This is a genomic window from Mycobacterium sp. pR1184, assembly GCF_041287235.1.
In the GTDB taxonomy this organism is placed as follows: domain Bacteria; phylum Actinomycetota; class Actinomycetes; order Mycobacteriales; family Mycobacteriaceae; genus Mycobacterium.
This window is the reverse complement of sequence record NZ_JBGGKR010000006.1, coordinates 287,962-310,151: the sequence shown is the minus strand read 5'-3', so window position 1 is coordinate 310,151 and position 22,190 is coordinate 287,962. Positions and strand designations below refer to the sequence as shown.

The following is a 22,190-nucleotide window of genomic DNA, read 5'->3' as shown; positions in this document are numbered from 1 at the left end:
CGACGGTTGCCGCTTCTGCTGGGGTTTTCAGGCTCAGCGCGGCGCCCCTTTCTGTCTCGGCAGGCCCCGGTGTTCTTTAGGCCCGACCAGTGTATTCGCCGTCATAGTGACGGCCGTCTCCCCATGACCGCCGGTCCCCGCCAAGCCGGGCGGTAACCCGGCGCCCCTATGCTGGCGAGGTGCTATTCGTCCGAGGGAGAGGAGCCGCGTGACTCTCAACACCGTCGCGCTCGAGCTGGTGCCGCCGAACGTGGACGAGGGTCGGGAGCGGGCGCTGGACGAGGCGCGCAAGGTCCTGCAGTACTCCGCGGAGTCCGGTCTGGCCGGCCGCATTCGTCATGTGATGATTCCCGGCATCATCGCCGAGGACGACGACCGTCCCATCGCGATGAAGCCGAAGTTCGACGTCCTGGACTTCTGGTCGGTGATCAAGCCCGAACTGCCGGGAATCAGCGGCCTCTGCACGCAGGTCACCGCTTTCCTGGACGAATCGACGCTGCGTGATCGGCTGACTTCGCTCATCGACTCCGGCATGGAAGGCGTCGTCTTCGTCGGCGTCCCCCGCACGATGAACGATGGCGAGGGCTCCGGCGTCGCACCGACCGACGCCCTGTCGATCTATCGCGACCTGGTGCCCAACCGCGGCGTGATCCTGATCCCGACCCGCGAGGGTGAACACGGCCGGTTCAACTTCAAGTGCGACCGGGGCGCCACCTACGGCATGACCCAGTTGCTGTATTCCGATGCGATCGTGGGCTTTTTGACCGAGTTCGCCAAGACCACCGATCACCGGCCCGAGATCCTGCTGTCGTTCGGCTTCGTGCCGAAGATGGAGAACAAAACCGGCCTGATCAATTGGCTCATTCAGGATCCGGGCAATGCCGCCGTGGCCGCCGAGCAGGAGTTCGTCAAGGAGCTGGCCGGCCGCGAACCGCCGCAGAAGCGCCAGATGATGCTCGACCTGTACAAGCGGGTGATCGACGGCGTCGCCGAACTCGGCTTCCCGCTGAGCGTTCACCTGGAGGCGACGTACGGCCTGTCCGGCCCGGCGTTTACGACCTTCGCCGAGATGATCGATTACTGGTCGCCGGCCCAGCGGGTCTAACTCGGTGGCTGATTTCCCGGCGTGGTGAACCGCTCCGAGCGATCCCGGCTCATCCAGGCCAGGAGCGCGACCACGCCGGCCGCCGCGAACGATGCGATGCCCAGCCACACCCCGGCGCCGGTGAAGGAACGGGTGTTCGGATCGGTGTAGCGCGCCTGGGCGGTCATCGTGCTGACCACGCCCGGCTTGAGCTTCCACGACACGGCATCGGGATCGACGCGGTCGCCGTTGGTCGACGTCACGACGCCAGGAAACGCGACCGTCAGCTCGACGTCGGCATCCGGATCGGTCAGCGACGTCAGATCCGCGCGGCCTTCCAGGATCACCACGTTGCCGTTGCGGCGCAGTGAGACATTCACGCCCGCCGCGTCGGAGTTCATGTTGGCCAGCTGCGGCAACTCCCCGAACGTCAGGTCGGAGAACACCGCCTGCGACCCGACGTAGCCGTCGCTGTCGTAGTTCGACACCGCGACCTTCTGGTTGAAGGGCAGGTTGTTGGTGTCGAGCTGCGGGCCGGTGTCCTTCGGCGTCTTCGGTTTGGCCGCCGCGATGATCTCCCCGGACACCAGGTCGTCGGGCGAGATCGTCAGCGAGGCCCTGGCCCGCAGGCATCCGGTCGCCAGGGGAACCAGGAGCATCAGCATCGCGATGGCCAGCACGCGAGTGGTTGCTCGGCTTCGGCGTGGGGGAGAGCTGGCGCGCACCAGGTTATCGTGCCAGATCAGGTGTGACGCTTGCCCAAGTCGTCGGCTTGCCGGTGCGCCGGGCTTCGGGTTGTCGGAGCCGTCAGAGCGGCAGCGACCGGCCCAGGATCGCGAATGCCCGTGGGTCACCGGCGAAGTGGTAGCGGCGGATGATGTCGTTGAAGCCCAATCGCCGATACAACCGCCAGGCTCGATTGGCCTCTCCGTTGGTTTCCGGCGTCGAGAGCAGGACGTTGCGCTCACAGCGGCCGGCGAGTAGCCGCCGGGCCAGCGCCTCGCCGATGCCGCGGCCCTGGGCGCGCGGATGAATGTGCAGCTCGGTCAGTTCGAAATAGCTGCTCATCAGCTGCGCGATCTCGTGCGCGGGCAGGCCGCCGCGCTGCATGCCCAACACCACCTGCTGCTGCCACCACTGGCCCGGCGCCCCCGGGTAGCCGTAGGCGACCCCGAGCAACGGCGCATCGCTGAGTTCGGACGGCGACGGCACGCCGGCGCCCTCGGCCGCGTCCGCCTCGACCGCGGCCGCGGCCTGCCAACCGCGCCGGCGGATGTGTTCGAGCCACATGCCCGCACGCTGATTCTCGGTACCCCGCGGGTAGCGCATCGCGTCCACGTAGACCCCGAGGGCCTCGCTGAGCCGGCGCTCCATATCGTTCGGCGGCAGATCGATGAGGAATATCGCCAACTCGCGGTGTCCTCCTCGTCGCAGTGAGCGGGCCTGGCGCACTGTCATCGTCGTCGGCCCGGTGCCCGTATCGCCATTATCGGGGTCCGGGACCGATCGGCGGACGGGCGGTGGTGGCAACCGGCCGACCGCTGCGTCGGTTTCGGCAAGGGTGTTGTAACGCATCGGCGTTGCCGCCCGATGATTGTCGGGAAGCAACGGAGATAGAATCGCGGACGAACCAGTGGTACGGGTCAGATTGACCTCGTATCATTTGACTTAGTTGCCCATACAATGGGCATCCGCGTGCTATCGATAGTTACGTGTCAGACTGTCGGCAAGGAGGGACGAATGCCACTCTCCGATCATGAGCAGCGGATGCTCGATCAGATCGAGAGCGCTCTCTACGCCGAGGATCCCAAGTTCGCTTCGAGCGTACGGGGTGGAGGGTTCCGCGCACCGACCGCGCGGCGCCGTCTGCAAGGTTCGGCGCTCTTCGTCATCGGTCTGGCGATGCTGGTTTCCGGCGTGGCGTTCAAGGCCACGATGATCGGCAGCTTCCCGATCCTCAGCGTCGTTGGCTTCGTCGTGATGTTCGGTGGTGTGGTGTTCGCCATCACCGGTCCGCGGATGTCCGGGCGCCCCAGCCAGGCCGGGCCGGCGCCGGGCTCGCGCCAACGCCGCAACAAAGGTGGCGGGGGCTCGTTCACGAGCCGCATGGAAGATCGCTTCCGCCGCCGCTTCGACGAGTAACCGAACGTCAGACGGGACGGGGCGGCCAAACGGCTGCCCCGTTTTTTCTGCTCCACCCCTTTTCGCTCGTGTCGAGTCTGCGGTGGGGACGCGCATCGGCCTCGGATCGACGCGCTCACCGCAGGCTCGGCGGCATGGTCGCAGACTCGAGCGCATTCGCTGATCGGCGCAAGCGCCGATTCCCCCCCGATTCCCAATTGAGTCCCAATCGAGGCTTGGCTTGGTGGGCGTTGCCCCACTGCGCCCCACCGCTAGCCCCACCGGCCCCCACCCGCCTGTTTTAGGCACTTGACGTGCAGATTTCCGGTGTCACAAGCGGGTCGCGAGACGATCGCGCCGTCCTTCGGATGCGGCCAGGAGCGCCCGTAGTGGGAAATGAGCAGCGAAACACTCCGGCGACACCCCTTTTATGGGGCAAAGTGGGGGACTGTGGGGTATGGTGGCTGAAGTGTTTGGGCGAGCCGAGAACCGGCCTCGACGGGAGGTGAGCTGGTGTTTCTCGGCACCTACACGCCCAAGCTCGACGACAAAGGGCGACTGACGTTGCCCGCCAAGTTCCGCGACGCGCTGGCAGGGGGGTTGATGGTCACCAAGAGCCAAGACCACAGCCTCGCCGTCTACCCGCGAGCGGAATTCGAGCAGCTGGCCCGCCGGGCGAGCAAGACGTCTCGAAGCAACCCGGAAGCCAGGGCGTTCCTGCGCAATCTGGCCGCCGGCACCGATGAGCAACATCCCGACGCCCAGGGCCGCATCACCCTGTCGTCCGACCACCGGCGCTACGCGAACCTCTCCAAGGACTGCGTGGTGATCGGTGCGGTCGACTACCTGGAAATCTGGGATGCCCAGGCCTGGCAGGACTACCAGCAAACGCACGAAGAGAACTTCTCCGCGGCCAGCGATGAAGCACTCGGCGACATCATCTGAGGCGCATGCCCGTGCATCGTGGCCTCTGCCCGAACCGACCCTGGCGTACTTCCCCAACGCCTGGTTCGTAACTTCGGACAGGGACCTCGGTGCAGGGGCGCGTCTTGGTGAGGCCGTCCCTCGTTCTGACGAGTTTCTCCAGACCCGGGGAGGTGTTGCGGTGGCGGACAAGGACTTCGGGCATGTACCCGTGCTGCTCGAGCGCTGTGTCGAACTGCTCACCCCGGCGTTGACCCGCCGGCACCCCGACGGAACCGGCGCCCTGCTCGTCGATGCCACCCTCGGCGCGGGCGGGCACGCGCAACGATTCCTGACCGACCTGCCCGGCCTAAAGCTGATCGGCCTCGACCGCGACCCCAGCGCGCTGGACATCGCCGGCGCGCGGTTGGCGCCGTTCGCCGACCGAATCACCCTGGTGCACACGCGGTATGACGGCATCGGCGAGGCACTGGCCGAATGTGGTTATGCCGCACATGAATCGGTCGACGGGGTGTTGTTCGATCTGGGCGTCTCCTCGATGCAGCTCGACCGCGCCGAGCGGGGCTTCGCCTATGCCCAGGACGCGCCGCTGGACATGCGGATGGATCCGTCGTCGCCGCTGACCGCGGCCGAGATCGTCAACACCTACGACGAGGCCGAGCTGGCGAACATCCTGCACCGCTACGGCGAGGAGCGGTTCGCACGCCGGATCGCCGCCCACATCGTCCGCCGGCGGGCCCGCACCCCGTTCACGACGACGGCCGAGTTGGTCGAGTTGTTGTATCAGGCCATTCCGGCCGCGGCCCGGCGCACCGGCGGGCATCCGGCCAAGCGCACCTTCCAGGCGCTGCGGATCGCGGTCAACGACGAGCTGGACACGCTGCGCCGGGCCATTCCGGCCGCGCTGGATGCGCTCAGTGTCGCCGGACGCATCGTGGTGATGGCCTACCAGTCACTGGAAGACCGAATCGTCAAGCGCGAGTTCGCCGATGCGGTCGCCTCCCGCACGCCGTTGGATCTCCCGTTCGAGTTGCCCGGCCGCGGCCCGCGATTCCAATCGCTGACCCGCGGTGCCGAGCGCGCCGACGCCGACGAAATCGAACGTAACCCTCGCAGCACCGCCGTGCGACTACGGGCCTTGCAACGGCTGGAATCCGAGGGAAAACCACAGCAGCGGGTGAATACGAAGGGCGACTCATGAAAGCGAAAGCCAAGCGCGAGACGCCGAAACGCCGGGGCGGCAACGACCGTCACGGTGGGCGTGACGTCGCGGCCCGCAAGACCCGGCGCAACGCGGCGGACTCGACGGCACGCACCCGGCCGGCGCGGGGTTCGGCGACCGGCCGCGAGGCGCGGGCGTCAAAATCCGGCCCGCAGACCAGTCCGAATGCGCGGCCGTTCGAGAGGAAGGCCCGCCCCAAGAACAGCGGCCAGGCCAAGGCTCGCGCCAAGGCGCGCAAGGCCAAGGCGCCCAAGGTTATTCGGCCCCGGCTGACCGAACGGATTGCCATCCGGCTGGCCTCGATCGACCTGCGGCCGCAGACGTGGGTGGCCAAGGTTCCGTTCGTCGTGCTGGTCATCGGCGCGCTCGGTGCCGGGCTGGCGCTGACGCTGTGGCTGTCCACCGACTCCGCCGAACGCTCCTACCAGTTGAGTCACGCGCGTGAGAAGACCCGGATGCTGCAGCAGCAGAAGGAGGCGCTGGAACGCGATGTGCGCGAGGCGGAGGCCGCGCCGGCGTTGGCCGAAGCCGCGCGCAAGCAGGGCATGATCCCGACGCGCGACACCGCGCACCTGGTCCAGGACCCGTCCGGTAGCTGGGTGGTGGTCGGTACGCCCAAGCCCGCCGACGGCGTTCCGCCGCCGCCGCTGAACACCAAGCTGCCCGACGAAGGCCCGCAGCTCCCGCCCAAACCGATGGCTGTCCCGCCCGAAGTCCCGATTCGCGTGCAACCGGATCCCGGCGCAGCCCTGGTGCCGGGCCGGCCAGCTGGGCCCGAAGCGCTGCTGCGCGCTCCGGATGGTTCGACGACGGTGGGCGGCCAGCATCTGCCGCCGGCCGCGCCGCTGGCACCCGGCGCGCCGGGGGTTCCCGGTGGCCCGGTTGGCGGGCAATTCCCGGGTATGCTGCCGACGCCGGGGTTGCCGGCACAAGGACTGCCGACCCAAGGACTTCCCACGCAAGTACTTCCCACGCAAGGACTTCCGGCACAGCCGCTGCCGGCCCAAGGGATGCCCACGCCGGGCCTGCCGATGCCGGGGCTGCCCGCGCCGGCCGCGCCGGCGCCCGCGGAAGTGCCGATTCCCGTTGGTGGACTGCCCCTTTCGATACCCCCCGCGCCGCTGCCGGCGGAAGTACCGGTCCCGGTGCAACGGGCGCCGCAGGCCACGGTCCCGGTCGCGCCCGGCCTGCCAGGGCCGCTCGCTCCGAATAGCGTCGCGCCGCCCGCCGCCGTGTTGCCAGGGCCTGCCCGGTGAGTCGCGGCGAGGACGGCCGCACCCGCCGGACGCGGCCGACGCGCGGTCCGCGTAAACCATCCGGCGCCAGGGACGCCCGGCAAGCCGGCCGCGCCCGGAAGCCGGAAAAGTCGCAACAGGGCCGAGACGCGAAGGAACCGAAGGGATTTCGCAAGGCCAAGAATTCCGGCGAGGCTCCGCTCGGCCATTCGGCCAATCAGCGGCGCACTCGGCAGGTCGTCGAGGCAGGCGTGCGGGGCTCGTCGTTCGTGTTCCGGCATCGCGCCGGCAATCTGGTCATCTTGGCGCTGACGCTGATAGCGGCCGCCCAGCTGTTCGTCCTGCAGGTCACCAACGCCCCGAAGCTGCGCGCCCAGGCCGCGGGCCAGCTCAAGGTCACCGATGTCTCAAAGGCCATTCGCGGCAGCATCGTTGACCGCAACAACCAGCAGTTGGCGTTCACCATCGAGTCGCGCGCGCTGACGTTTCAGCCGAAGAAGATCCGCCAGCAATTGGAAGAGGCCAAGAAGAAGAACCCGGCCGCTCCCGATCCGCAGGCGCGGCTGCGCGATATCGCCAAAGAGGTTTCCAGCCGGCTCAACAACAAGCCGGACTACGCGACGGTGCTCAAGAAGCTGCAAACCGAGGACAATTTCACCTATTTGGCGCGTGCTGTCGACCCGGCGGTCGCCAGCGCGATCTCGGACAAGTACCCAGAGGTCGGCTCGGAACGGCAGGATCTGCGCCAGTATCCGGGCGGATCGCTGGCGGCCAACATCGTCGGAGGTATCGACTGGGACGGCCACGGCCTGCTCGGACTAGAAGACAGCATGGACTCCGTGCTGTCGGGAACCGACGGTTCGGTCACCTACGACCGCGGCTCGGACGGCGTGGTCATTCCCGGCAGTTACCGCAACCGGCACAAGGCGGTCAACGGTTCGACCGTCCAGCTGACCATCGACGACGACATCCAGTTCTACGTGCAGCAGCAGGTCCAGCAGGCCAAGAATGTGTCTGGTGCACATAATGTTTCGGCCGTCGTGCTGGACGCCAAGACCGGTGACGTGCTGGCCATGGCCAACGACAACACCTTCGACCCGTCGCAGGACATCGGACGCCAGAGCGACCGGCAATTGGGCAACCTCTCGGTCTCCTCGCCGTTCGAGCCGGGCTCGGTGAACAAGATCGTCACCGCGTCGTCGGTCATCGAATACGGCCTGAGCAATCCCGACGAGGTGCTACAGGTCCCGGGCTCGATCAACATGGGTGGCGTCAACATCCACGACGCGTGGGAGCACGGCGTGATGCCCTACACCACCACCGGTGTCTTCGGGAAGTCGTCCAACGTCGGAACGCTGATGCTGGCCCAACGTGTTGGCCCGGAACGGTTTTACGACATGGTCCGCAAGTTCGGGCTGGGGCAGCGGACCAACGTCGGGCTGCCTGGTGAGAGCGCCGGCCTGGTGCCGCCGATCGACCAGTGGTCGGGCAGCACGTTCTCCAACCTGCCTATCGGTCAAGGTCTTTCGATGACCCTGCTGCAGATGACCGACATGTACCAGACCATCGCCAACGATGGCGTGCGGATTCCGCCGCGCATCATCAAGGCCACCATCGCCCCCGACGGCACTCGCACCGAAGAGGCGCGCCCCGAAGGCATCCGGGTGGTTTCGCCGCAGACGGCGCAGACGGTGCGGGGCATGCTGCGCGCCGTCGTGCAACACGACCCGATGGGTTACCAGCAGGGCACCGGCCCCTCCGCCGCGGTGCCCGGCTACCAGATGGCCGGCAAGACCGGCACCGCGCAGCAGATCAACCCCGGCTGCGGCTGTTACTTCGACAACGTCTACTGGATCACCTTCGCCGGGATGGCCACCGTCGACAATCCGCGCTACGTGATCGGGATCATGATGGACAACCCGGAGCGCAATGCGGACGGGACGCCCGGCCACTCGGCGGCCCCGCTGTTCCACAACATCGCCGGCTGGCTGATGCAGCGCGAGAACGTCCCGCTGTCACCGGATCCGGGGCCGCCGCTGACGCTGCAGGCCACCTGAGCGCCGGCGGCGATGCTACCGTCGGACTCGACAGCGTCTAGGGTTCCGGCGCGAAAGCGTGACTGGTCCGAGCGACGCCACTGCACTTCCCGACGAGGTGCGGTCATCTGAACGGACAAAAGCCTGGAGGATCTCCGGCGGCGCGCCGCGCGTCGTCGAGAAGGTCCGCGCATGCTCGCTTTGTCTTTCCTGTTCCTGATCGCTTTGGCCGCCGGCGCGCTGGGCGGGCTGGTCGGCACCGGATCGTCGCTGGTTCTGCTGCCGGTCCTGGTGGCGCTCTATGGGCCGCGGGTGGCGATTCCTGTCATGGCGATCGCGGCGGTGATGGCAAACGTAGGTCGTATCGCGGCCTGGTGGCGACAGATTCGGTGGGGCCCGGTGATTGTCTACGCCGTCCCCGGGACGCCCGCGGCGATAGTCGGCGCACACACTCTCCTGACGATCTCGCAGGCACTGGTCGACGGGTTGCTCGGCGTGTTTTTCCTCGCGATGATTCCGGTGCGCCGGATCGCGGCGGCCCGACAATGGCGGGTGCGGCTCTGGCAGCTCGCCCTCGCGGGCGCCATCGTCGGCTTCCTGACCGGTTTGATTCTGTCGACCGGCCCGCTCAGTGTTCCCATCTTCACGGGCTACGGACTCAGCGGCGGCGCCTTCCTGGGCTCCGAAGCAGCCAGCGCGCTGCTGCTGTACGCGGGAAAGATGGCTACTTTCGGTCAGTTTGGCGCGCTTACCCCGTCGATTCTGGTCCGCGGGTTTGCGATCGGCACGGCGCTGATGGTGGGTCCCTTCCTGGCGCGGACCGTCGTACGTCGGGCCCGCCCACACACGTACGCCCTCTTGATCGACCTGGTGTTACTGACGGCGGCCGGGGGCATGTTCGTCGCTGGATCCTGCGGCTAGTCAGCCAATGCCCGCGGCGGAGCCGACGTCCACTCCACGGGAGGCCGCCGCTGACCCTGCAGGCCACCCGCCCGGCCACTTAAGCGCCGCGCTCGAGTGCGCGTCCAGGGCGCCCTCACCGCGCACCGGCCACCCTGGCGCACACTCGATGAGGCCCGGGCGCGGTCAAACCGGGGAAGCCGGCGCGTCTCGGTAGGGTGTCATGGCTGATCATGGCAATCGCGCGGCGTCCCAGGGAGGTGTGACGGAGTGTCGGTACCCACCGAGTTGCGCCCCCGCGTCACCGCGGCGGTGCGGCTGCCTGCGCTGGCGGCCCAGGTGGGCGCGGTGCCGGCCGCCGGTGGCGCCGTCCCGGACCTGCCGATCACCGGCGTGACGCTGCGTGCCCAGGATGTGCGTCCCGGCGACCTGTTCGCCGGGCTGCCCGGCTCGGCCACCCACGGCGCCCGCTATGCCGGCGACGCGATCGGCCGCGGCGCCGTCGCGGTGCTCACCGATGCTGCCGGAGTCGACGAGATGGGACCGTCCGCGGTGCCGACGCTGGTGCATCCCGCGCCGCGCAGCGTGCTCGGCGGGCTGGCGGCCACCGTGTACGGAAACCCGTCCGACCGCGTCACGGTCGTCGGCATCACCGGCACGTCGGGAAAGACCACCACCACCTATCTGGTCGAGTCGGGTTTGCGCGCCGGCGGCCACACCGCGGGGCTGATCGGCACGATCGGCATCCGCATCGACGGCGCCGACATCCCCAGCGCCCTGACCACTCCGGAGGCCCCCGCGCTGCAAGCGATGCTGGCCGCGATGGCCGAGCGGGGAGTGGACACCGTCGTCATGGAGGTCTCCAGTCACGCGCTGACACTGGGCCGGGTCGACGGAACCCGGTTCGCGGTAGGGGGTTTCACCAACCTGTCCCGCGACCACCTCGACTTTCACCCCACCATGGCCGACTACTTCGACGCCAAAGCCCTGCTGTTCGACGCCAATTCGCCGTTGCGGGCCCACCGGGCCGTGGTGTGCATCGACGACGACGCCGGGCGCGCGATGGCGCAGCGGGCCATCGATCCAATCACTGTGAGTGCCACCGGAGGGCCGGCGCACTGGCGCGCGATGGATGTGGCGCCGCTGGAAGTGGGACAAGAGTTCACCGCCGTGGACCCCGCCGGCGCTCGGCACCGGATCGGCATTCGCCTCACGGGCGCCTACAACATCGCGAATTGTCTTGTGGCACTGGCGATTCTCGACGCGGTCGGAGTATCGCCGGAGCAGGCGGCGGACGGGCTGCGCAGCACCCGCGTGCCGGGGCGGCTGGAACAGATCGACCGCGGTCAGGATTTCCTGGCCCTCGTCGACTACGCCCATAAGCCGGGCGCGCTGCGGGCGGTGTTGACCACCCTGCAGCGGCCGGGCCGTCGGCTGGCGGTGGTGTTCGGCGCCGGCGGTGATCGCGACGCCGGCAAGCGGGGGCCGATGGGTGCGGTCGCCGCCGAACTGGCCGACCTGGTCGTCGTCACCGACGACAACCCGCGCGGCGAGGACCCCGCCTCCATCCGCCGCGAGATCCTCAACGGAGCGGCCGGGTTCAAAGCGGAGGTGGTCGAGATCGGCGACCGGCGCGAGGCGATCAGGCACGCGGTCGGCTGGGCCGGCCCCGGCGACGTGGTGCTCATCGCCGGCAAAGGCCACGAAACCGGCCAGCGCACCGGGGATGTCATCCGCCCGTTCGACGACCGCGTCGAACTCGCGCAGGCGCTGGAAGACCGCCGATGATCGAGTTGACCGTCGCCCAGATCGCCGAAATCGTCGGCGGCACCCTGGCCGACATCACGCCGCAGGACGCCGCCGAACTGCGCGTTACCGGAACCGTCGAATTCGACTCCCGCGCCGTCGGCGAAGGCGGCCTTTTCCTGGCGCTGCCCGGCGCGCGCTCGGACGGACACGACCACGCGGCGTCGGCCGTTGCGGCCGGTGCGGTCGCGGTGCTGGCCGCGCGGCCGGTCGGGGTGCCCGCCATCGTCGTTGCGCCACAAGGCGCCTCGGGCTCGCGGGCCGGGGTGCTCGAGCACGACCCGGACGGCTCGGGTGCGGCGGTGCTCGACGCGCTGGCCAAGCTGGCCAAGGCGGTGGCCGAGGAGCTGGTGGCCGGCGGGCTGACGATCATCGGGATCACCGGGTCGTCGGGCAAGACGTCGACCAAGGACCTGGTGGCCGCGGTGCTCGAGCCGCTGGGTGAAGTGGTGGCGCCACCGGGGTCGTTCAACAACGAGCTGGGCCATCCCTGGACGGTGCTGCGGGCGACCCGGCGCACCGACTACCTGGTGTTGGAGATGTCGGCACGACATCCCGGCAATATCGCCGCGCTGGCGCAGATCGCCCCGCCCGCCATCGGCGTGGTGCTCAACGTCGGCACCGCGCACCTCGGCGAGTTCGGCTCGCGAGAGGCGATTGCGCGCACCAAATCCGAACTGCCACAAGCCGTTCCGCCGTCCGGAGTGGTCATCCTCAACGTCGACGACCCATCGGTGGCGGCGATGGCGCACGTTACCGCGGGATGGGTGGTTCGGGTCAGCCGATCCCGCGAGACCGATTCGGGGCCCAGCGACGTCTGGGCGGAGGGCGTGTCGCTGGACGAATTGGCCAGGCCGCGCTTTACCCTGCACGCGATGGACGCGCGCGGCGCTCTGGAGGTCGAGGTGCAACTCGGCGTGTACGGCGAACACCAGGTCACCAACGCGCTGTGCGCCGGCGCGGTCGCCCTGCAGTGCGGCGCCAGCGTCGAGCAGATCGCCGCATCGCTGGCCGCGGCGGGCCCGGTGTCGCGGCACCGCATGCAGGTGACCAACCGTGCCGACGGGGTGACCGTGATCGACGACGCCTACAACGCCAACCCCGACTCGATGCGCGCGGGACTGCAGGCGCTGGCTCAGATCGCCCGCGGTAGCGGGGCTGACCCCGCCACCAAGCGCAGGAGCTGGGCGGTGCTCGGCGAGATGGCCGAGCTGGGGGAGGACGCGATAACCGAGCACGATGCCATCGGCCGGCTGGCGGTGCGCTTAGATGTGTCTCGACTTGTTGTCGTGGGAACGGGGAGGTCGGTAACCGCCATGCACCACGCTGCGGTCATGGAGGGCTCGTGGGGCGCTTCCGGTGATAGAGGGGCCGTGCAGGTGGCCGACGGCGACGCCGCCCTGGACGTGTTGCGGACCGAACTGCGGCCCGGCGACGTGGTCCTGGTGAAGGCGTCGAACGCCGCCGGACTGGGCGCGCTGGCCGAGGCGCTGGTCGCCGACGCACCCGCGGACGAGGACCGTCCGTGAGGCAGATCCTGGTCGCCGTCGCGATCGCCCTGACCGTGTCGATTCTGCTGACCCCCGCACTGATCCGGCTGTTCACCAGGCAGGGCTTCGGCCATCAGATCCGCGAGGACGGCCCGCCGAGCCACCACACCAAACGCGGTACCCCGTCGATGGGCGGCGTGGCGATCGTGGCGGGTATCTGGGCCGGCTACCTGGGCACGCACCTCGCCGGGCTGGCGTTCGACGGCGAGGGCGTCTCCGCGTCCGGTTTGCTGGTGCTGGGGCTGGCCACCATGCTGGGTGGCGTCGGCTTCCTCGACGACCTGATCAAGATCCGCAGGTCGCGCAACCTGGGCTTGAACAAGACGGCCAAGACGGTCGGGCAGATCGTGGCCGCGGTGCTGTTCGGTGTGCTGGTCCTGCAGTTCCATAACGCCAACGGCCTGACGCCGGCCAGCGCGGATATTTCCTACGTGCGCGAAATCGCCACCGTCACACTGGCTCCCGGACTGTTCGTGCTGTTCTGCGTCGTCGTCGTCAGCGCCTGGTCCAACGCGGTCAACTTCACCGACGGCCTGGACGGGCTGGCCGCGGGCTGCATGGCGATGGTCACCGGCGCCTACGTGTTGATCACTTTCTGGCAGTACCGCAACGCGTGCGCGACCGCGCCGGGCCTGGGCTGCTACAACGTGCGTGACCCGCTGGACCTCGCGTTGGTCGCCGCCGCGACCGCGGGCGCCTGCATCGGCTTTCTGTGGTGGAATGCCGCGCCCGCCAAGATCTTCATGGGCGACACCGGTTCGCTGGCGCTGGGCGGCATCATCGCCGGTCTGTCGGTAACCAGCCGCACCGAGCTACTCGCGGTGGTGCTGGGTTCGCTGTTCGTCGCCGAGGTCGTCTCGGTGGTGCTGCAGATCCTCACCTTCCGGACCACCGGGCGCCGGGTGTTCCGCATGGCGCCCTTCCATCACCATTTCGAGTTGAGCGGCTGGGCCGAAACAACAGTCATCATCCGCTTCTGGCTGCTCACCGCGATCGCGTGCGGGCTGGGAGTGGCGCTGTTCTACGGTGAGTGGCTCGCTACGATCGGCGCATGACATGTCCGGGCTCGAACCCCTGGAGGCGGGCGCGCCCGTCCTGATCGCCGGTGCCCGGGTGACCGGCCGGGCGATCCTGGGTGCGCTGACCCGGTTCGGCGCCGTGGCCACCCTGTGCGACGACGATCCGGCCATGCTGGCGCCGTACGCCGAAAACGGGGTTCCCACCGTCGATCCCGCGACCGCGGTGCAGCGGATCGCCGACTATGCGCTGGTGGTCACCAGCCCCGGATTCCAGCCGTCGGCGCCGGTGCTGGCGGCCGCCGCGGCGGCGGGCATCCCGATCTGGGGTGATGTCGAACTGGCCTGGCGGCTCGACGCCGCGGGGTGCTACGGCACACCGCGCCGCTGGCTGGTCGTGACCGGCACCAACGGCAAGACCACGACGACGTCGATGCTGCATGCCATGTTGGTCGCCGGCGGGCGGCGCAGCCTGCTGTGCGGAAACATCGGCGACCCGGTGCTCGACGTCCTGGACCAGCCGGCCGATCTGCTGGCCGTCGAATTGTCCAGCTTCCAGCTGTTCTGGGCACCATCGCTGCGGCCCGAGGCGGGTGTGGTGCTCAACATCGCCGAGGACCACCTCGATTGGCACGCCTCGATGGCCGAGTACACCGCAGCCAAGGCCCGGGTGCTGAACGGCCGGGTCGCGGTGGTCGGCCTGGACGACAGCCGGGCCGCCGCCTTGCTGAGTACCGCGGCCGCCCCGGTGCGGGTGGGTTTCCGGCTCGGCGAGCCGGCCGCCGGCGAGCTCGGGGTGCGCGACGGGCTGTTGGTCGACCGCGCGTTTGCCGACGACCTGACCCTGCTGCCGGCCTCGGCCATCCCGGTGCCGGGTCCGGTCGGCGTGCTCGACACCCTGGCCGCGGCGGCGCTGGCCCGCTGCGTGGAGGTCCCCGCTGCCGCGATCGCGGACGCTATCTCGACGTTTCAGCTGGGACGGCACCGATCCGAAGTCGTCGCGGTGGCCGATGGGATCACCTACGTCGACGACTCGAAGGCGACCAACCCGCACGCCGCCGAGGCGTCGGTCATGGCCTACCCGCGGGTGGTGTGGGTGGCCGGTGGTTTGCTCAAGGGCGCGACGCTGGACGCGGAGGTCGCCAGAATGGCATCTCGCCTGGTCGGGGCGGTACTCATCGGCCGAGACCGCCAAGAGGTTGCCGAGGCGTTATCGCGACACGCGCCCGATGTCCCCGTCGTCCAGGTTGTGACAGGCGAGGATGCTGGTATGCATGCGACTGCTGATACTAATGTGACAAAAGTTGACAGTGTGGGGGATAGTCTCGGCGCTCGCGTGATGACCGCTGCTGTGGCGGCGGCTCGTGATTTGGCCAAGTCGGGAGACACGGTGCTGCTGGCGCCGGCGGGGGCATCATTCGACCAGTTCAGCAGCTACGCCGACCGTGGTGACGCGTTCGCCGCCGCCGTACGCGCGGCGCTGCGGTAGGCGGGTGTGGGTAACGCGCTGACCCGGCGCCTACGCCGGGGTAAGAAGAACATCGAGCCGCCGGCCGACTCGGTCGAGGTGGGCGACGCCGTCCCGGAAAGCACCGGGGTCGATACGGTGACCGATGTCGAGGAGTCGACGGACGCGATGCAGGCCGTCGAGCCGTCCGATGCCGCCGAAATCAGCCCGGACACAGCGCCTGACCAGGCCCCGGTGGCGGCGAAAGTCCAAGTCAAAGACCCGGAGCACAGCACCCGCGCCCGGTTCGGCGCCTGGCTGAACCGGCCCATGACCTCGTTTCACCTCATCGTCGCGATCGCCGGTTTGCTGACCACGCTGGGCCTGACCATGGTGCTGTCGGCCTCGGGGGTGCGGTCCTACGGCGACGACGGGTCGGCGTGGGTGATCTTCGGCAAGCAGGTGTTGTGGACCGTCATCGGGGTCTTCGCGGCCTACGTCGCGATGCGCGTACCGATCCGCTTCATCCGCCGGGTGGCCTTCCCGGGCTACGTCGTCACGATCATCCTGCTGGTCCTGGTGCTCGTTCCCGGTATCGGAAACCTCGCCAACGGCTCGCGGAAATGGTTCGTGGTCGCGGGCTTCTCGATGCAGCCCTCCGAGTTGGCCAAGATCGCCTTCGCCATCTGGGGTGCGCACCTGCTGGCGTCGCGGCGCATGGAGCGGGCCTCGCTGCGCGACATGCTGATTCCGCTGGTGCCGGCGGCCGTCATCGCGCTCGGGCTGATCGTCGCCCAGCCCGACCTTGGCCAGACGGTGTCGATGGGCATCATCCTGCTGGCCCTGCTGTGGTACGCCGGGCTGCCGCTGCGCGTCTTCGGCACGTCGCTGCTCGCGGTCTTCATGGCCGGCGCGGTGCTGGCCATGTCCGCCGGTTATCGGTCGGACCGGGTGCGCTCGTGGATCAACCCCGAGAACGACCCGATGGACACCGGCTACCAGGCGCGGCAGGCGAAGTTCGCGCTCGCCCACGGCGGCATCTTCGGCGACGGCCTCGGCCAGGGCACCGCGAAATGGAATTACCTGCCCAACGCGCACAATGACTTCATCTTTGCGATCATCGGCGAGGAGCTGGGCTTCATCGGCGCCTTCGGACTGCTGGCGCTGTTCGGGTTGTTCGCCTACACCGGGATGCGGATCGCCCGCCGGTCGGCCGACCCGTTCCTGCGGCTGCTGACCGCCACCACCACGATGTGGATCCTCGGTCAGGCCTTCATCAACATCGGCTACGTGATCGGCGTGCTGCCGGTCACCGGTCTGCAGCTGCCCTTGATATCTGCGGGCGGAACATCCACGGCCGCAACACTTTTCATGATCGGCATCATGTGCAACGCGGCGCGCCATGAGCCCGAGGCGGTGGCGGCGCTGCGCGCCGGGCGCGACGACAAGATGAACCGGCTGCTGCGGCTGCCGCTGCCCGAGCCGTATTCGCCAACGCGCCTCGAGTCGTTCCGCGACCGCAAGAAGTCGCAGCCGCGAGCGCCCCGGCCGTCGGCCCCGGCACGCGGGCGTAAGGCCCCCGCCCGGAAAGCCGAGCCACCCGCGCGTAAGGGGCGCCGCGAGCCCGAGCCGCCGCTGCGCCCGGTTTTTCCGCGGACAGCTGTTCGCACCGAACCCCGGTCAAGGCATCATGGATCTGATCAGCGCTACCCCAGACAGGGAGCCGGTCAGCGCCAAGCACGGCGCGCTCGCGCACTGGAAGGTCAGCGTTACGGGTGAATCACACGTTCAAGCAGCCGACCGGCGGGCAGAGGATTAGTCCCTCGCCCGCCGGTGCCTTGTCGGTCGTACTGGCCGGTGGCGGCACTGCCGGCCATGTGGAGCCCGCGATGGCCGTCGCCGATGCCCTCAGCGCGCTGGATCCGCACGTCCGGATCACCGCGCTGGGCACCTCGCGCGGACTCGAGACCAGGCTGGTGCCCGAACGCGGCTACCAGCTCGAGCTGATCACGCCGGTGCCGCTACCCCGTAAACCCAGCGGTGACCTGGCCCGGCTGCCATCGCGGGTGTGGCGCGCCGTGCGCGAGACCCGCTCGGTGCTCGACGTCGTCGACGCGGACGTGGTGGTGGGTTTCGGCGGCTACGTGGCCCTGCCGGCGTACCTCGCGGCCCGCGGTTTCCCCAAGGTCCGCCGTCGTATCCCGGTGGTCATTCACGAGGCCAACGCCCGCGCCGGACTGGCGAATCGGGTCGGAGCCCGCTCGGCGGACCGGGTGCTGTCCGCGGTGCCGGATTCCGGGCTGCGACACGCCGAGGTGGTCGGGGTGCCGGTCCGCGCGACGATCACCTCGCTGGATCGCGCGTCGCTGCGCGCCCAGGCGCGCCGGCACTTCGGGTTCGCCGAGGACGCGCGGGTGCTGCTGGTGTTCGGCGGTTCGCAGGGCGCGGTCTCGCTCAACCGCGCGGTCTCGGGAGCCGCCGCCGAGCTGGCCGCCGCGGGCGTGTCCGTGCTGCACGCGCACGGGCCGAAGAACACCCTCGAGCTGCGCGAACCTCAGGACGGCGATCCGCCGTACCGGGCGGTGCCCTATCTCGACCGGATGGACCTGGCCTATGCCGCCGCGGACCTGGCCATCTGCCGTTCCGGGGCGATGACGGTCGCCGAGGTGTCGGCCGTGGGCCTGCCGGCCATCTACGTTCCGCTGCCGATCGGCAACGGCGAGCAGCGACTCAATGCGCTGCCGGTGGTCAACGCCGGCGGCGGCATGGTCGTCCCCGACGCCGTGCTGACGCCGGACCTGGTGGCCCGGGAGGTGAGTGGGCTGCTCACCGACCCGCCGCGGCTGGCGGCGATGACCGCGGCCGCCGCCCGGGTGGGACATCCGGACGCGGCGCGTCAGGTCGCCGCGGCGGCGCTGGACATCGCGCGACAAGCACGTGATAGGGGGCCGGCAGCCAGGGGAGCGCGATGACCGCCGACCAGTTGCCCCCCGAGCTTTTAAGGGTGCACATGGTGGGCATCGGGGGCGCCGGCATGTCGGGCATCGCCCGCATCCTGCTGGACCGCGGCGCCCAGGTATCCGGGTCCGACGCCAAGGAATCCCGCGGTGTGCACGCCCTGCGGGCCCGGGGCGCCCAGATCCGCATCGGGCACGACCCGTCGTCGCTGGACCTGCTGCCCGGCGGCCCGACCGCCGTCATCACCACGCATGCCGCGATCCCGAAGACCAATCCCGAGCTGGTCGAGGCGCGGCGGCGCGGCATTCCGGTCGTGCTGCGGCCGACGGTGCTGGCCAAGCTGATGGACGGGCGGACCACGCTGATGGTCACTGGCACTCATGGCAAGACCACGACGACGTCGATGCTGATCGTGGCTCTGCAGCACTGCGGGCGCGACCCGTCGTTCGCGGTCGGCGGGGATCTCGGCGAGGCCGGCACCAACGCCCACCACGGCAGCGGCGACTGCTTCGTCGCCGAGGCCGACGAAAGCGACGGCACGCTGCTCGAATACACGCCCAACGTCGCGGTGATCACCAACATCGAGACCGATCACCTGGATTTCTACGGCAGCGAGGACGCCTACGTCGCGGTCTTCGACGCGTTCGTCGAGCGGCTGGCCCCGGGCGGGGCGCTGGTGGTCTGCACGGACGACCCGGGAGCTGCCGCGCTGGCGCAGCGCAGCAGCGAACTGGGCATCCGGGTGCTGCGCTACGGATCCGAGGTCGGGCAGCAGGCCCCCGCCCAGGCCGGCACGCTGCTGTCCTGGGAGCAGCAGGGCACCGGAGCCGTCGCGCATATCCGGTTGGGTGACGAACCGGTGCGCGCCATGCGCCTGTCGGTGCCCGGACGGCATATGGCGCTCAACGCGCTGGGTGCGCTGCTGGCCGCGATCGAGGTCGGCGCGCCGGCCGATCAGGTGCTCGACGGGCTGGCCGGATTCGAGGGCGTGCGTCGCCGCTTCGAACTGGTCGGCACGGTCGGCTCGGTGCGGGTGTTCGACGACTACGCCCACCATCCGACCGAGATCAGTGCCACGCTGGCGGCGGTCCGCACGGTCGTCGAGCAGGGCGGCGAAGGTCGCTCGCTGGTGGTGTTTCAGCCCCACTTGTATTCGCGGACAAAGGCTTTCGCTGAGGAGTTCGGCCACGCTCTGGACGCGGCCGACGAGGTGTTCGTGCTTGACGTGTACGGCGCGCGCGAACAGCCGTTGGCCGGTGTCAGTGGGGCCAGCGTCGCCGAGCACGTCGGCGTGCCGGTGCGCTACCTGCCGGATTTCTCCGCGGTCGCCGAGCAGGTCGCCGCGGCCGCCGGCCCCGGGGACGTGATCGTGACGATGGGCGCCGGCGACGTGACGCTGCTGGGCCCCGAAATCGTGAATGCGCTGCGGGTGCGCGCCAATCGCAGCGCGCCCGGCCAGTCCGGGGTATTGCGTTGACCGAGCCCAACGACCTGGCCGCCGACGCGGGTGAACGCACCCCGCCGGTCGACGAGAACGCGGTCACCGAGCCGATCCCCATCGAAGAAGCCGACCGCTCCGAGGACGAGCATGTCGATTTCGAGGGACCGCGCCGCCGGGCCCGCCGCGAACGCGCCGAGCGCCGCGCCGCGCAGGAACGGGCCATCGCGATCGAGGAAGCGCGCCGCGAAGCCAAGCGCCGGGCCAGCGGCCGCCTCGGCGGGCCCGACGCCCCCAAGAAACCCGCGCGCGGCGTCGTCCGGGGCCTCAAGATGCTGCTCGCGACCGTGATGTTGGTCGTCGTCGGGGTCGGGCTGGCACTGATTCTCTACTTCACGCCGGTGATGTCGGCGCGCAACATCGTGGTCACCGGCACCGGCGCGGTAACCCGCGAAGAGGTCCTCGACGCCGCGCAGGTGCGGGTCGGCACGCCGCTGCTGCAGATCAACACCAACCTGGTCGCCGACCGGGTGGCCGCGATCCGCCGGGTGGCCAGCGCCCGGGTGCAGCGCCAGTACCCGTCGGCGCTGCGGATCACGATCGTCGAGCGAATTCCCGTCGTGGTGAAGGACTTTCCCGACGGGCCGCACCTGTTCGACCGCGACGGCGTCGACTTCGCGACCGGGCCGCCGCCGCCGGCGCTGCCCTATATCGACGTCGCCAACCCCGGGCCGACCGACCCGACGACCAAGGCCGCGCTCCAGGTGCTGCTGGCCCTGCGCCCCGAGGTCGCGGGCCAGGTGGGCCGGATCGCGGCGCCGTCGCTGGCCTCGATCACGCTCACCCTCGGCGATGGGCGAGTGGTGATTTGGGGGACGACCGACCGCACGGATGAGAAGGCCGAAAAGCTCGCCGCTCTGCTCACCCAGCCGGGTAAGACCTACGACGTGTCCAGTCCCGATCTGCCCACCGTCAAGTAGCGGCCGGCGGCCCAGGCTCGACTTTCTCCCCGAGTGTGACGCTGGTGCAACGCTCGCGGTTGATCGCCACGCTGGCGTGACGCTCGCGCAATGGGGGCCGAAAATTGACCAAAATTTGCGCGCGGCGCGTCGGCGCGCCTGCGGGGCTAGTGCGCGTAGTACCCATACCGTTCTGGTTGCGCGGAACTACTTGACATAACTCTAACTCTATGGTTGAGGTTGAGAGTTTGCCAGGGAACCGCGACTGTACCGGTAATAACCGAATCCCCACCAGGGAGGAAGACGAGATGATGACCCCCCCGCACAACTACCTGGCCGTCATCAAGGTTGTGGGTATCGGTGGCGGCGGCGTCAACGCCGTCAACCGGATGATCGAACAGGGCCTCAAGGGCGTCGAGTTCATCGCGATCAACACCGATGCGCAGGCACTGTTGATGAGCGACGCCGACGTCAAGCTCGACGTGGGCCGCGACTCCACTCGCGGATTGGGCGCCGGCGCCGACCCCGAAGTCGGGCGCAAGGCCGCCGAGGACGCCAAGGACGAGATCGAAGAGCTGCTGCGCGGTGCGGACATGGTGTTCGTGACCGCCGGTGAGGGCGGCGGAACGGGTACCGGCGGCGCGCCCGTCGTCGCCAGCATCGCGCGCAAGCTGGGCGCGCTGACCGTCGGCGTGGTCACCCGGCCGTTCTCGTTCGAGGGCAAACGGCGCAGCAACCAAGCCGAAAACGGCATCAACTCGCTGCGCGAGAGCTGCGACACGCTGATCGTGATCCCCAACGACCGACTGCTGCAGATGGGCGATGCCGCGGTATCGCTGATGGACGCGTTCCGCAGCGCCGACGAGGTGCTGCTCAACGGCGTCCAGGGCATCACCGACCTGATCACCACGCCCGGTCTGATCAACGTCGACTTCGCCGACGTCAAGGGCATCATGTCCGGCGCCGGAACGGCGTTGATGGGCATCGGCTCTGCCCGCGGTGAAGGCCGTTCGCTCAAGGCCGCCGAGATCGCCATCAACTCCCCGCTACTGGAGGCCTCGATGGAGGGCGCCCAGGGCGTGCTGATGTCGATCGCCGGCGGTAGCGACCTGGGCCTGTTCGAGATCAACGAAGCGGCATCGCTGGTGCAGGACGCCGCCCACCAGGACGCCAACATCATCTTCGGAACCGTGATCGACGACTCGCTGGGCGACGAGGTGCGCGTGACCGTCATCGCCGCGGGCTTCGATGCCCAGGGACCCGGGCGTAAACCCGTGGTCGGCGGCACTGCCGACAAGGGGGAGAAGGTCGGCGGTGCCCACCGGATCGAGTCGGCGAAGGCGGGCAAGCTCACCTCGACGCTGTTCGAGCCGGTCGACGCCGTCAGCGTCCCGGTGCACACCAACGGCGCGACGCTGAGTATCGGTGGCGATGACGACGACGTCGATGTGCCGCCCTTCATGCGCCGCTGAGGCCAAGCAGCCCAGACGCGAC

At 69.2% G+C, this 22,190-nt stretch carries 17 protein-coding genes and 1 pseudogene; 16 read left to right on the top strand and 2 right to left on the bottom strand.

Annotated features, from left to right (window positions below; genetic code table 11):
- The first annotated feature begins 208 nt into the window (after positions 1-208).
- Complete coding sequence (locus tag ACAG21_RS13485) at positions 209-1,105, top strand: mycobacterial-type methylenetetrahydrofolate reductase (RefSeq protein WP_370496577.1); 897 nt, start codon at positions 209-211, stop codon at positions 1,103-1,105.
- On the opposite strand, the gene ACAG21_RS13480 is transcribed toward ACAG21_RS13485, so the two are convergent.
- Both ACAG21_RS13480 and ACAG21_RS13475 read right to left on the bottom strand, forming a co-directional pair.
- Positions 1,102-1,749: a DUF3153 domain-containing protein gene (locus tag ACAG21_RS13480; protein ID WP_090609195.1), complete on the bottom strand. Its 648-nt coding sequence runs from the start codon at positions 1,747-1,749 to the stop codon at positions 1,102-1,104. The two genes, ACAG21_RS13485 and ACAG21_RS13480, sit on opposite strands and share 4 nt — an antisense overlap.
- Before the next feature lie 142 nt (positions 1,750-1,891).
- Positions 1,892-2,494, bottom strand: coding sequence for a GNAT family N-acetyltransferase (locus tag ACAG21_RS13475; RefSeq protein ID WP_370496646.1), 603 nt, complete (start codon positions 2,492-2,494; stop codon positions 1,892-1,894).
- Positions 2,495-2,824: 330 nt separating this feature from the next.
- On the opposite strand from ACAG21_RS13475, the gene ACAG21_RS13470 reads away from it, so the two are divergent.
- The 15 genes and pseudogenes from ACAG21_RS13470 (at position 2,825) to ftsZ (ending at position 22,168) form a co-directional block, all read left to right on the top strand.
- The gene (locus tag ACAG21_RS13470) at positions 2,825-3,226 is read left to right on the top strand and encodes a DUF3040 domain-containing protein (protein WP_370496576.1); all 402 of its coding nucleotides are present in this window, start codon (positions 2,825-2,827) and stop codon (positions 3,224-3,226) included.
- A gap of 492 nt (positions 3,227-3,718) precedes the next feature.
- Complete coding sequence (gene mraZ, locus ACAG21_RS13465; protein ID WP_067233643.1) at positions 3,719-4,150, top strand: division/cell wall cluster transcriptional repressor MraZ; 432 nt, start codon at positions 3,719-3,721, stop codon at positions 4,148-4,150.
- Positions 4,125-5,330 carry a 16S rRNA (cytosine(1402)-N(4))-methyltransferase RsmH gene (gene rsmH / locus ACAG21_RS13460; RefSeq protein ID WP_370496575.1) on the top strand — a complete coding sequence of 402 codons (1,206 nt, stop codon included), beginning with the start codon at positions 4,125-4,127 and terminating at the stop codon, positions 5,328-5,330. The genes mraZ and rsmH overlap by 26 nt, the downstream gene beginning before the upstream one ends.
- Positions 5,327-6,607, top strand: coding sequence for a hypothetical protein (locus tag ACAG21_RS13455; protein WP_370496573.1), 1,281 nt, complete (start codon positions 5,327-5,329; stop codon positions 6,605-6,607). Before rsmH ends, ACAG21_RS13455 begins: the two co-directional genes overlap by 4 nt.
- The gene (locus tag ACAG21_RS13450; RefSeq protein WP_370496571.1) at positions 6,604-8,643 is read left to right on the top strand and encodes a peptidoglycan D,D-transpeptidase FtsI family protein; all 2,040 of its coding nucleotides are present in this window, start codon (positions 6,604-6,606) and stop codon (positions 8,641-8,643) included. The genes ACAG21_RS13455 and ACAG21_RS13450 overlap by 4 nt, the downstream gene beginning before the upstream one ends.
- Positions 8,644-8,814: 171 nt before the next feature.
- Positions 8,815-9,543, top strand: a complete 729-nt coding sequence (locus ACAG21_RS13445; protein WP_370496570.1) for a sulfite exporter TauE/SafE family protein — start codon at positions 8,815-8,817, stop codon at positions 9,541-9,543.
- A 249-nt stretch (positions 9,544-9,792) separates the two neighbouring features.
- Positions 9,793-11,310 (top strand): UDP-N-acetylmuramoyl-L-alanyl-D-glutamate--2,6-diaminopimelate ligase, encoded by a 1,518-nt coding sequence (locus tag ACAG21_RS13440; protein ID WP_370496569.1) that lies wholly within the window; start codon positions 9,793-9,795, stop codon positions 11,308-11,310.
- Positions 11,307-12,857 (top strand): UDP-N-acetylmuramoyl-tripeptide--D-alanyl-D-alanine ligase, encoded by a 1,551-nt coding sequence (murF, locus tag ACAG21_RS13435; RefSeq protein ID WP_370496568.1) that lies wholly within the window; start codon positions 11,307-11,309, stop codon positions 12,855-12,857. The genes ACAG21_RS13440 and murF overlap by 4 nt, the downstream gene beginning before the upstream one ends.
- Entirely contained in the window at positions 12,854-13,933 is a 1,080-nt protein-coding gene (gene mraY / locus ACAG21_RS13430) for a phospho-N-acetylmuramoyl-pentapeptide-transferase (RefSeq protein WP_370496567.1), read from the top strand. Before murF ends, mraY begins: the two co-directional genes overlap by 4 nt.
- Before the next feature lies 1 nt (position 13,934).
- The gene (gene murD, locus ACAG21_RS13425; RefSeq protein ID WP_370496565.1) at positions 13,935-15,383 is read left to right on the top strand and encodes a UDP-N-acetylmuramoyl-L-alanine--D-glutamate ligase; all 1,449 of its coding nucleotides are present in this window, start codon (positions 13,935-13,937) and stop codon (positions 15,381-15,383) included.
- Between the two features lie 239 nt (positions 15,384-15,622).
- A pseudogene (gene ftsW, locus ACAG21_RS13420) lies at positions 15,623-17,120 on the top strand (putative lipid II flippase FtsW); the annotation flags it as partial.
- On the top strand, positions 17,117-18,313 hold the full coding sequence (murG, locus tag ACAG21_RS13415; protein ID WP_370496564.1) for an undecaprenyldiphospho-muramoylpentapeptide beta-N-acetylglucosaminyltransferase: 1,197 nt from the start codon (positions 17,117-17,119) through the stop codon (positions 18,311-18,313). The pseudogene ftsW and the gene murG, both read left to right, overlap by 4 nt.
- The gene (gene murC / locus ACAG21_RS13410) at positions 18,310-19,776 is read left to right on the top strand and encodes a UDP-N-acetylmuramate--L-alanine ligase (protein WP_370496563.1); all 1,467 of its coding nucleotides are present in this window, start codon (positions 18,310-18,312) and stop codon (positions 19,774-19,776) included. Before murG ends, murC begins: the two co-directional genes overlap by 4 nt.
- Entirely contained in the window at positions 19,773-20,717 is a 945-nt protein-coding gene (locus tag ACAG21_RS13405; protein ID WP_370496562.1) for a cell division protein FtsQ/DivIB, read from the top strand. Before murC ends, ACAG21_RS13405 begins: the two co-directional genes overlap by 4 nt.
- Positions 20,718-21,007: 290 nt before the next feature.
- The gene (gene ftsZ, locus ACAG21_RS13400; RefSeq protein WP_370496645.1) at positions 21,008-22,168 is read left to right on the top strand and encodes a cell division protein FtsZ; all 1,161 of its coding nucleotides are present in this window, start codon (positions 21,008-21,010) and stop codon (positions 22,166-22,168) included.
- Positions 22,169-22,190: the final 22 nt, after the last annotated feature.